The organism is Falsiroseomonas oryziterrae (assembly GCF_021864505.1).
Lineage (GTDB): Bacteria > Pseudomonadota > Alphaproteobacteria > Acetobacterales > Acetobacteraceae > Falsiroseomonas > Falsiroseomonas oryziterrae.
Map to the genome: position 1 here is coordinate 1 of NZ_JAKJIB010000122.1, position 10378 is coordinate 10378.

At 71.9% G+C, this 10378-nt stretch carries 10 protein-coding genes and 1 pseudogene; 4 read left to right on the forward strand and 7 right to left on the reverse strand.

Annotation, left to right across the window (positions count from 1 at the left end; all coding sequences use genetic code 11):
* The 6 genes from L2I40_RS11675 to L2I40_RS11700 all read right to left on the reverse strand — a co-directional run.
* Positions 1-1021 (reverse strand): glycosyltransferase family 4 protein (locus tag L2I40_RS11675; protein ID WP_237215130.1); only part of this gene is annotated, 1021 nt, incomplete at its 3' end.
* Positions 1022-1056: 35 nt separating this feature from the next.
* The gene (locus L2I40_RS11680; RefSeq protein WP_237215131.1) at positions 1057-1908 is read right to left on the reverse strand and encodes a carbohydrate ABC transporter permease; all 852 of its coding nucleotides are present in this window, start codon (positions 1906-1908) and stop codon (positions 1057-1059) included.
* Positions 1905-2834, reverse strand: coding sequence for a carbohydrate ABC transporter permease (locus L2I40_RS11685; protein ID WP_237215132.1), 930 nt, complete (start codon positions 2832-2834; stop codon positions 1905-1907). The genes L2I40_RS11680 and L2I40_RS11685 overlap by 4 nt, the downstream gene beginning before the upstream one ends.
* Before the next feature lie 153 nt (positions 2835-2987).
* Entirely contained in the window at positions 2988-4325 is a 1338-nt protein-coding gene (locus L2I40_RS11690) for an ABC transporter substrate-binding protein (RefSeq protein WP_237215133.1), read from the reverse strand.
* Between the two features lie 71 nt (positions 4326-4396).
* A complete protein-coding gene (locus tag L2I40_RS11695) occupies positions 4397-5740 on the reverse strand; it encodes a tetratricopeptide repeat protein (protein WP_237215134.1) in 1344 nt (447 codons plus the stop codon).
* Positions 5741-5768: 28 nt separating this feature from the next.
* On the reverse strand, positions 5769-5942 hold the full coding sequence (locus L2I40_RS11700; protein ID WP_237215135.1) for a hypothetical protein: 174 nt from the start codon (positions 5940-5942) through the stop codon (positions 5769-5771).
* 191 nt (positions 5943-6133) lie between these two features.
* On the opposite strand from L2I40_RS11700, the gene L2I40_RS11705 reads away from it, so the two are divergent.
* Positions 6134-7294 (forward strand): fumarylacetoacetate hydrolase family protein, encoded by a 1161-nt coding sequence (locus tag L2I40_RS11705; protein ID WP_237215136.1) that lies wholly within the window; start codon positions 6134-6136, stop codon positions 7292-7294.
* Complete coding sequence (locus L2I40_RS11710; protein WP_237215137.1) at positions 7291-8043, forward strand: alpha/beta hydrolase; 753 nt, start codon at positions 7291-7293, stop codon at positions 8041-8043. Before L2I40_RS11705 ends, L2I40_RS11710 begins: the two co-directional genes overlap by 4 nt.
* On the opposite strand, the gene L2I40_RS11715 is transcribed toward L2I40_RS11710, so the two are convergent.
* Positions 8033-8896 carry a Rossmann-fold NAD(P)-binding domain-containing protein gene (locus L2I40_RS11715; protein ID WP_237215138.1) on the reverse strand — a complete coding sequence of 288 codons (864 nt, stop codon included), beginning with the start codon at positions 8894-8896 and terminating at the stop codon, positions 8033-8035. The two genes, L2I40_RS11710 and L2I40_RS11715, sit on opposite strands and share 11 nt — an antisense overlap.
* Positions 8897-8994: 98 nt before the next feature.
* Here L2I40_RS11715 and L2I40_RS11720 point away from each other — a divergent pair, with 98 nt between their 5' ends.
* Together L2I40_RS11720 and L2I40_RS11725 are read left to right on the forward strand one after the other, a co-directional pair.
* Positions 8995-9963 (forward strand): tripartite tricarboxylate transporter substrate binding protein, encoded by a 969-nt coding sequence (locus L2I40_RS11720; protein ID WP_237215139.1) that lies wholly within the window; start codon positions 8995-8997, stop codon positions 9961-9963.
* Positions 9964-10015: 52 nt separating this feature from the next.
* Positions 10016-10378 (forward strand): annotated as a pseudogene (locus L2I40_RS11725) (tetratricopeptide repeat protein); the annotation flags it as partial.

Sequence of the window (10378 nt, forward strand, 5' to 3'; positions counted from 1 at the left end):
CCCGCTCCGCCTGCGGCATCGCGAGCACGCGCGCCAGGGTCGCGGCCAGGGCGGCGGGATCGCCGGGCGGCACGCGCCAGCCCGTCGCGCCCTCCTCCACCGTCTCGCGCGGGCCGCCGAGGTCGGAGGCGACGACGGGGCGGGCCATGCATTGCGCCTCGATCACCGTGCGGCCGAAGGCCTCGGGATCGGTGCTCGCATGCAGAACCACATCGGCCGCGAGCAGCGCGACATCGAGCCGATCCACATGCCCGGCCAGCACCAGGCGCGGCCCCAGGCCGAGCGCCGCGGCACGGTCCTGCAATTCGCGCGCGAAGGCGTCGTTGCCGCCGCCGGCGAGCACGCCGATCACGCCGGGCAGCCGGGCCAGGGCCTCCACCAGCACGCCCTGCCCCTTCCAGCGCGTAAGCCGCGCGGGCAGCAGCACGACGGGCTGACCGGGCGCCGCACCCCAGGCCTCGCGCAGCGCCAGGACGTCCGCGCCGGGCACGGCGGAGGGGTCGAAGCGCCGCGGATCGACGCCGCGCGGGATCAGGCGGATGCGATCGCGCGGGGTGCCGTGGCGCTGCTCGATCAGCCCGGCGATAAAGCGGCTGATCGCGATCACCCGCTCGCCGCGCGCCATCACCGAATTGTAGAGCCGCTTGCCGGGGAAGCCCTCGTTGTAGGCGCCGTGATAGGTGGTGACGAAGTGCGCGCCGCTGCGCCGCGCCGCGAGCCAGGCCGACCAGGCCGGGCCGCGGGAACGCGCATGCAGGATCGCGACCTCCTCGCGCCGCACGAGATCGGCCAGCGCGGCGGCGTTGCGCCAGATCGCGGCCGGCGACTTGGCGTCGAGCGGGAGCGTCACATGCCCGCCGCCCATGCGCTCCACCTCCGCCACGAGGGGCCCGCCGGCGGAGGCGACGAGCGGACGATAGCCCGCACCCGCGATGGCTTCCGCGATCTCGATCGTGCCGCGCTCCACGCCGCCCGAGACGAGCGCGGGCAAGACCTGGAGGATGGCGGGGCGGCGGGACATTGCGCGGGCCGGGTTAGCGCCGTGCGTGGCCGGCGTCACGCCCCCTTCACGCCGCCCTGCGTCAGCCCCGCCACGATCTGCTTCTGCGCGACCAGCGTCAGGACGACGACCGGCAGCGTCACCAGCAGCGCGGCCGCGGAAAGCGGTCCCCAGGCGATCTGCTCGAAGGTCAGCATGTTGTTGACCGCGACGGGCAGGGTCCGCGTCTCGCGCCCCGCCAGCACCATGGCGAAGATGAAGTTGTTCCAGGAGAAGATGAAGGCGAGGATCGTCGCCACCGTGATGCCTGGCCGCGCCAGGGGCAGCGCCACGTGCCGGAAGGCCTGCCAGATCGTGGCGCCGTCCACGAGCGCTGCTTCCTCCAACTCGGCCGGTAGCCCTTCGAAGAAGCCGATCATCACCCAGACGGCGATCGGGACGGTCAGCACAAGATGGGTGATGACGATCGGCCAGAGCGTGCCGGTCAGCCCGACCCACTGGAACAGCAGGAAGAGCGGGATGAGGTAGGACAGGCCCGGCGTGATGCGGGCGATCAGGATGAGCACCGCGGCCTTCGTGGCGCGCATCTTGGCGATGCCGTAGCCGGCCGGGATGCCGACCAGCAGCGCGATGCCGGTCGCGCCGAAGCTGACGACGATGCTGTTCCAGGCCTGTCGCAGGAAGTCGTTCCGCTCGAACACGGCGCGGAAATTGTCGAGCGTCGGCGGGTTCGGGATGAAGACCGGCGGATAGGCGATGTTGTCGATCTCGGTCTTGAGCGAGAGCGATAGCATCCAGAGGAAGACCAGCGCCGCCGGCGAAACGAAGAAGAAGACCGCGATGGCAAGCCCGATGCGGTCCAGGATCTTGCGGAGGGGGCGTCGGCGGATGCCGGCGGGCGCGCTCATCGCACGGCGTCCTTGAAGCGCTCGCGCGACCACAGCAGCAGCAGCGCGAGGCCGATGATGATGGTGAAGAACACCACTACCACCGCGCTCGCATAGCCCATGTTGTAGTAGGCGAAGGCGTTCAGGTAGAGGAAGATGTTGATGGTCTCGCTCGCCGTGCCCGGGCCGCCCTGGGTGATGACGTAGATCGTGTCGAAGGCCTTCAGCGCGTCGATGGTGCGGATGATGACGGCCACCATGATGAAGGGGGCGAGCAGCGGCAGGGTGATGTAGCGGAAGGCCTGCCAGCCGGTAGCGCCGTCGATCTTCGCCGCCTCGTAGGGATCGACAGGCAGGCTCGCGAGGCCGCCGAGCACGAGCAGCATCACCAGCGGCGTCCAGTGCCAGACCTCGACCATGACGAGCGTCGGGATGACCGTGGACTGGTCATAGACCCACATGCTGGGCGGGATGCCGAACTGGCTCAGGATCCAGTTCAGCACGCCGAGCTGGGGATGGAACATCATCGTCCAGACCAGCGCGACGGCGACCGGCGTCGCCATCATCGGCAGGATGAAGATGGTCCGGGCGAGCCCGCGCAGCGGAAAGCGGCGATGGAAGATCAGCGCCGCGGCGACGCCGAGCACGACAGGGATCACCACCGCCAGTGCCGTGAAGTAGAGCGTCCGCAGGATGGACCAGTGGAAGCGCTCGTCGTTCAGGAGCCGCTCGTAGTTCGCCAGGCCGACATAGCTGCGTCCGCTGCCGATCTTCCACTCCTGCAGGCTCATCCAGATGGTGAACACCCACGGGAAGACGATGACGGCGAGGACGACGATCGCCGCCGGCACCACGAAGGGCCAGTAGTGCCTTGCATAGGCGCGCTTGCGGCGCGCCGCATCAGCGGCGGCCCCCTGGAGGGCCGCCGCGTCCGTCATACCGCTCATTTCACACTCATGAAGTGCTGACGCACTTCATGCCTCAAGCGCCAGCGCGCCTCCGGCGCTCGGCTGCGCCGCACTCGCGGCGGGCCGCATTCGCGGCCTCGGCCGGCCAAGGCCGGCCGCAGCGGAGGGCCTGACTGGGCGCGCACCACGCCGTCAGGTCGCCCGTTCGGACTGCTCGAGGACCGGGCGGAAGGCCTCGGTCGCGCGGCGCAGCTCGGTCGCGACGTCGGCCCCGCCGATCAGGTTGGTGAGCCCCGCGCCGAGCGTGTCGCGGAATTCGGTCACCGGCACGATCTCCGGCAGGCCCGGATGCGCGATGCGGCCGGAGGCGATCAGCGTCTCGAAGTAGTCGCGGCCGAAGCGGCTGCTGCGGATCGCCTCCTCGTTGCGATACGGGCTCTCGCGCGCCGGGGCGCCGGCGCCGGAGGTGAGGAAGCGCAGTTGGTTCTGCTTGTTCACCGCCCATTGCAGGTAGTACCAGGCCGCGCCGCGCTTGCGCTCGTTGGAAGCCGCGCTGATGCCGAGCCCCGTGCCGAACAGGCAGCAATGGTGCCGCACCTGGCCGCGCGGCACGACGGCGTAGCCGACCTTGCCCGCGACGCGGGAGCGCGCCTGGTCCTCGAGCGGGGTCGCGAAGCCGACGCCGTCGAGCCACATCGCCGCGCGGCCCTGCGCGAAGGTCGTCTGGCACTCGTTCCAGTTGAACCCGGCGACGCCCGGCGGTGCGGTGTCGCGCAGCAGCTTCTTGTACATCTCGCCCGACGCGATCGCATCCGGCGTGTCGGTCAGCAGCCGCATGTTGGCGTCGACATAGTCGCGCTGCTGCGTGCCGAGCAGGAAGCAGCTGTAGAGCACGACGTTGGCGTTGCGCAGCCCGCGCCCGACGAAGCCGAACTGGCCGTTGCGCGCATCCGTCAGGCGCCGCGCCGTCTCGTAGAGCTCGTCATAGGTGCGCGGCACCTGGACATTGGCGCGCTGGAAGATCTCCTTGTTGTAGTAGAGGATGAAGTAGTCGGTGAACTCCGGCAGCGTGTCCATCCGCCCGTCGGCCTGCGTCGAATAGGCCACGGCGCCGGCGCCGAAATCCTGGAAGTCGAAATCCGGCGAGGTCATCGTCGGATCGGCCAGCATCGGCTTGAGGTCGGTCGTCCAGCGGGCGCGGCCGACTTGGCGCTTGTTGACGTGCAGGCTGATGCCGATCACGTCGAAGCTCGGCCGGCCCGACGCGAACTCGATGACGAATTTCTGGCGGTGCTGCTGCTCGGGGATCGCCTCGGAGCCGACGCGGATGCCGGTCAGTTCCTCGAATTCGCGCTGGTTCTGGATCAGGATCTGGCTGCGCGGGTTCGCCGTCAGGCTCACCTCGATGCGCTCGCCGGCAAAGCGGCGCCAGTTGAAGTTGGACTGGGCGTTGGCAGACTGGATGATAGCGGGGGCGGCCAGCAAGCCTGCCCCGGCAAGCAGCGCATCGCGGCGCGTGATCTGCGTCATGGTTGACCCTCCCCGGGCCGGTGCTGGCCCGGGGGCATGCTCGACCTAAATCGCGCCGCTCGGCAAGCCTGTTACGCAGCGCGCGGCAAGGCCCCGGCCCGGACGGCGAGCGCGCGCGCCAGCGGGCTCTCGGGCTTCGCCGCAAGCCGCTCGCCGGCCAGCAGGCGCGCAAGGCCCCATTGCCGGCCGCGTAGCGCGGCCTCGAGCAGCGTCAGCGCGATGACGTCGCGCTGGGCGTTGGATCCGCCGAAGCGGATGGCGGATCGGCGCACCGGCGCGATCAGCTCGGCCGCGGCGGCATAGTCGCCGCGCGCGAAGGCGAAGAAGCCTTCGGCCAGCGGCAGCCCGACCTCGCGTGTCAGCCGCGCATTGGTCCCCTGCCCCGCCGCGGCCCGCCGCATCGCGCCGATCACATGCGCCGCAACGGCTTCGCGGCCCGCGCCCAGATGCGCCATGACGGCATGGAGGTCGCTGAAGGCGTAGAAGCCCTCGCCGCCGGCCCGCTCCCAGGCGGCCGAGAGCAGCGCGAAGCGGCCGCCCGTGTCGGCGCCGCGCAGCAGCAACCGCCAGAGCATGGCGGAGGCGTCCACCATCTCGATCGCCGGCTGCGGCGTCCCCTCTGCCACGCCCTTCGCCACGGCGCTGTCGTAGATCCCCAGCACCTGCTGCATCTCGCCGCGCTCAAGGTGGAACAGCGCGCGATGCCACCAGTTGTGCACGGCGAGCATCGCGGCCGGCTCCCAATCCGGCGTCCGCTGCGTCAGGAAGGCGACGCCTTCTACGTCACGCCCCTGCATTTCCATCACATGCGCGACCGCGTGCAGCGCCCAGGCATCGCGCGGCTGCAACGCCAGGGCCCGGCGGCCGGCATCCTCGGCCGCCTCGTACTGCCCGCACTCCTCGAGACCGAAGGCCTGCATGCCGAGCAGCCAGGAAAAGCCGCCCCCCCCCTCCCGCCAGGCCTGCATCGCTTGCGCCGGGCGGTCGCGCAGGCCCGTCGGGTCGCCGAGGAAGAAGTCGAACTGGTGCGCGACCTGCTGCGCGAAGATATCGCGCGGGAAGCGTGCGGCGAGCGCCGCGTAGCGCCGATGCGCCAAGGCGAAATCGCCGTCCGCCCAGGCCTGCGCCGCGACGAGGTGGGCGTGCTCCCGCTCGTTCAGCCCGGGCAGCGACCAGGCGGCGGCCACGCTCGCCTCCGCCTCGGGCACGCAGACCTGCTCCATGGACATGGCCATCAGCCCCGCTCGGAAGGCGTGCGCCATGGCAAAGTCCGGGCGCTCGGCGAGGATGCCGTCCACGACGGCAAGCGGGTCGGCCCGGAAGCCGAGCATCAGCTCCACGGCCTCGTCGAGTTTCTCGACGGCGGCCCGATCGGTGCAGGTCACGGCGTTGCCGTGTTGGTCGGTGACGGACATCACGGTGTCTCCAGGATGGGTGCGGCGATCAGGCGCGATCGCTGCCAAGCGGATGGCGGACACGGGGAACGGGCGTCGGGCGCGGGGCCAGCCCGATGTCGCGGCGGAGATGATCGTCGAGTTCGACGAGGTCCGGGGCGCGGCGCCACCGGGACCCGAGACGGTCGGCGACGAGCGCCGCGAAGGCGGCGTCCAGCAACATGGTTCGATCCCTTCCTCTTGGCGCCTGTTCAGGCGGGCCGAGGGGTAGGTCGTCCGGATTTCGTGCGGATGTCGCGGCGGCCGGAAAAGCGTTTCGCGTCGGTCACACGTGTGACGTGGCCACCGCACCCGCCCCCCTGGCGCTCCGGGCCGGCCCGGCTAGTCTGCTGGGCAAGAGGGAGGGATCGCACCATGGTGGACCAGGCACGGCTTCCGGACGACCTCGACGCAGGCGCCTTCGCGCTGCGCGCCATGACGGCCGAAGGGCCCGCCGTGCTGGCGCTGCTCGGCGGCGCGACCTTCGACATGACGCCGGCCTTCGGCACCTGCAGCGCCTGGCTGAACAGCGAGGATCCGGTCGCGGCGATCCGCACGCATGGCATCCCGACCGCGCTCGACCTTCCAGCCGCGCTCGCGAACAGCCATCACGCGGCGCGCGATGCCGGACGGCCCTGGCTGCTGGCGCCGGTCGACCTCCAGGTCATCAAGGCCGCCGGCGTGACCTATGTGCGCTCCATGCTCGAGCGGGTGATCGAGGAGCGCTGCCGTGGCGATGCAGCGCGCGCCGAAGCGGTGCGCGCCGAGGTCCGGGATATCATCGGCGACGACCTGCGGAACCTCGTCCCCGGCAGCCCCGAAGCCATGCGGGTGAAGGAGGCGCTGGTCGCGAAGGGCTGGTGGAGCCAGTACCTCGAGGTCGGCATCGGGCCCGATGCCGAGATCTTCACCAAGGCGCCGGTGCTCTCCTCGGTCGGCACGGGCGCGAAGGTCGGCGTGCATCCGATCAGCCAGTGGTCCAACCCGGAACCCGAGGCGGTGATGGTGGTGAACGCGCGCGGGCGCATCGTCGGCGCGACGCTCGGCAACGACGTGAACCTGCGCGACGTGGAGGGCCGCAGCGCGCTGCTGCTCGGGCGCGCGAAGGACAACAACGCGTCCTGCGCACTGGGGCCCATGATCCGGCTTTTCGACGCCGGCTTCACGCTGGAGGATGTGCGCCGGGCGGAGCTGCGCGTGACCATCAGCGGGCGGGACGGCTTCACTCTCGACGAGCGGGGCATGGTCGGCGCCATCGCCCGCGACCCGGCGGATGTCGTCGGGCAGATGATCGGCGCGCACCACCAGTATCCGGACGGCGCCGTGCTGTTCCTCGGCACGCCCTTCTCGCCCGTGAAGGACCGCGGCGCGCCGGGCATGGGCTTCACGCATCGCGAGGGGGACGTGGTTCGCATCTCCACGCCGCGGCTCGGCACGCTGGAGAACGAGGTGGACCGCACCGACGAATGCCCGCCCTGGACCTTCGGCATCGGCGCGCTGATGGCGAACCTCGCCCGTCGCGGCCTGCCTCGGTGACGCAAGGCGCGAGCGCGGAGGAGACGGGCCGGCTCGATGGCCGGCTCGCCTGGGCGCGGCTGCCGGGGCGCGGTCCGGGCGTGGTGTTCCTGCCCGGATTCCGCTCCGACATGCAGGGATCGAAGGCGCTGGCGCTGCGCGACCACTGTGCAGCGACCGGGCGCGCCATGCTGCGCTTCGACTATTCGGGCCATGGCGAGAGCGCGGGCCGGTTCGAGGACGGGACCATCGGTCAGTGGGCCGCGGATGCCATCGCCGCCCTCGACGCGCTCACCGACGGTCCCCAGATCGTCGTCGGCTCCTCGATGGGCGGGTGGATCGGGCTGCTGCTGGCGCGCGAAAGGCCGGAGCGGATCGCCGGCTTCATCGGCATCGCCCCTGCCCCCGACTTCACCGAGACGCTGATGTGGCCCGAGTTCACCGACGCGCAGCGCGCGGAGGTGATGCAGCGCGGCGTCGTCCACCTGCCGAGCCAGTATGGCGAGCCGACACCCGTCACGCGCGCGCTGATCGAGGACGGGCGCCGGCACCAGGTGCTGGATGCGCCGATCCCGCTCGGCTGCCCCGTCCGCATCCTGCAGGGCATGCGCGACCCTGACGTGCCCTGGCGTCACGCGCTGCGACTGGTGGACGCGATCGCCGGCGACGATGTCCGCCTGCACCTGATCAAGGACGGCGACCACCGCCTCTCGCGGCCGGAGGATCTGCGCCTGCTGGCCGAGACGCTGGACGCGCTGGTCAGCGCGTAGCGCACTCCTCGGCGAGGATCCGCCGCAACCCTTCGCGATAGGTCGGGCAGCGCCAGGCGATGCCGAGCGCGCGCTTCGTGATGTCGTTCGCGACGCGCCGGTTCTCCGCCCAGAAGGACAGGCCCATGGGCGACATGCGGGCGCGCGCCTCCTCGAAGGGAATCTCGGGCGGTGCTTCGGTGCCGAGCAGCCGCGCGGCCTCGGCCACGACATCCGCGCTGGGTGCAGGCTCGTCGTCCACGAGATGCAGGACGCGCACGGCATCCGGTGCCAGCGCGGCAGCGACGACGGCCAGCGCGATGTCGTCGCGATGGATCCGGCTGAAGGCATGGCCCGGCTTCACCACGCGGCGCGCGGTGCCGGCGCGGATCTCGTCGAGTGCCGAGCGGCCCGGCCCGTAGATGCCGCCGACGCGGAACAGGTCGAGCGCCGCGCCGCGCTGCCGCGCCACCTCGCGCCAAGCCTGCTCCACCTCGAACCGCCGGACGGAACGTGGCTGCCCCGGGGTGGGTGGCGTCGACTCATCCACCAGGCCGCCGCCGCGATCCCCGTAGACGCCCGTGGTGGAAAGATAGCCGATCCACCCCAGGCCGGGCGCTGCGAGGATCGCGTCGCGGTGGGCCACCAGAACCGGGTCGCCCTGCTCGTCCGGCGCAGCCGTCACCACGAGATGCGTCGCCTCGGCAATCGCCCGGCCAGCCTCGGCGAAGCCGACGACGGCGCACCCGGAAGGCGGCGAGGCGCGCGCAGGGTCGCGCGCCGTGCCCGTCACCGCGAAGCCCCGCGCCAGTGCCTCCGCCGCGATCGCCGACCCGGCATAGCCGAGCCCCGCCACCACCATCCGCCTGTCCATGGCCGCAAGGTGCGCGTTCGCCGGATAGCCGGAAAGGGGTTGTCCGCGCCGCCAGCGAGGGATCAAATCGAAACCAACATAACCGGGAGAGAACGTCGATGCTCACGCGCCGTCGCGCGGCCGCCCTGCTGGCCGCGCCGCTCGCCATCCCCGGCCTGTCCCGGGCGCAGGCCTTCCCGCAGGACCGTCCCATCCGCGCCGTGGTGAACTTCCCGCCCGGCGGCACGGTGGACACCGTCACGCGGCTGATCGCGCCCGCCCTGTCGGAGCGGCTCGGCCGGCAGGTGGTGGTGGAAAACCGCGGCGGCGCCTCGGGCCTGGTCGGGGCGGAGGCCGTGGTGCGCAGCGCGCCGGATGGCCACACGCTGCTCTTCGCGCTGTCCACCCACACCGTGAACCCGCACATGGTGCCGCGCATGCCCTTCGACACGCTGGCCGATTTCGCGCCGGTCGGCTTCGTCGGCGGCGCACCGGTGCTGATGGCAGCGCATCCCTCCTCGCCTTTCCGCACGCTGGCCGACGTGATCGCCGCCGGCCGCGTCGGCGAGGGCCCGCATTACGGCACCATCGGCAACGGCTCGACCGGCCACCTGATGATGGCGCAGCTGCAGACGCTGACCGGCGCGCGCTTCACCCATGTGCCCTTCCGCGGCGGCGGACCCGCCGTGCAGGCCGCGCTCGGCGGCCAGGTGCCGTTGGTGATCACCTCCACCGTGGCGGTCGGGCCGCAGGTGCAGGCGGGCAACCTGCGCGGCATCGCGCTGTCCGGCGCCGAGCGCTCGCCGGCGCACCCGACGGTGCCGACCGTGGCGGAGCAGGGCTTCCCGGGCTTCTCGGCCGATAGCTGGGTGGGCGTCTTCGCCCCGGCCCGCACGCCCGACTCGGCGATCGCCCGCCTCAATGCCGAGCTCGGCGCGGCGCTTGCCGACCCTGGCATCCGGCAGCGCCTGACGGAGATGGGCATGACGCCGCGCGCCATGGCGCCGGCCGAGTTCGGCCGCTTCGTCGAGAGCGAGTACAACCGCTGGGGCGCGGTGGTGCGGGCGCACAGCATCACCGCGGACTGACCGCCGCGGAACGCTGTCGGAACCGGCGGCGGGAGGCTATAGACTCGGGCCGATGCGCCTCCCCGCCCGCCCCTTGCTGCTCGGCGCCTTCACCGCTGCCCTGCTGACGGTCCTGGCGACCGGTGCGTGGCTGGTGCTGCCGGGCAGCTCGGAGCTCGTCGCCGAAGAGATGCTGCCGCTGCCGCCCGAGCCGCCGCGGCTCGCCGACGGGCCGGAGGCCGAGCGCTGCCTCGGCCTGCTGCGCTTCGATCCTGAGAACGCTTACGCCTATGCCATGGCGTGGGAAGTGAATGGCGGCGGCGAGGGCGCGCGGCATTGCGCGGCGCTGGCCCTCGTCGCGCTCGGCGAGCCACGTCGCGCGGCCGAGCGGCTGGAGGCGATCGCCGCCGCCTCGCTCGCGGGTCGCCCAGCGCGC

Bases quoted from the DNA above. Each gene is read 5' to 3' on its own strand.
- L2I40_RS11680 (WP_237215131.1), bottom strand. From the start codon at position 1,908: ATGAGCGCGCCCGCCGGCATCCGCCGACGCCCCCTCCGCAAGATCCTG.
- L2I40_RS11685 (WP_237215132.1), bottom strand. From the start codon at position 2,834: ATGAGCGGTATGACGGACGCGGCGGCCCTCCAGGGGGCCGCCGCTGAT.
- L2I40_RS11690 (WP_237215133.1), bottom strand. From the start codon at position 4,325: ATGACGCAGATCACGCGCCGCGATGCGCTGCTTGCCGGGGCAGGCTTG.
- L2I40_RS11695 (WP_237215134.1), bottom strand. From the start codon at position 5,740: ATGTCCGTCACCGACCAACACGGCAACGCCGTGACCTGCACCGATCGG.
- L2I40_RS11700 (WP_237215135.1), bottom strand. From the start codon at position 5,942: ATGTTGCTGGACGCCGCCTTCGCGGCGCTCGTCGCCGACCGTCTCGGG.
- L2I40_RS11705 (WP_237215136.1), top strand. From the start codon at position 6,134: ATGGTGGACCAGGCACGGCTTCCGGACGACCTCGACGCAGGCGCCTTC.
- L2I40_RS11715 (WP_237215138.1), bottom strand. From the start codon at position 8,896: ATGGACAGGCGGATGGTGGTGGCGGGGCTCGGCTATGCCGGGTCGGCG.
- L2I40_RS11720 (WP_237215139.1), top strand. From the start codon at position 8,995: ATGCTCACGCGCCGTCGCGCGGCCGCCCTGCTGGCCGCGCCGCTCGCC.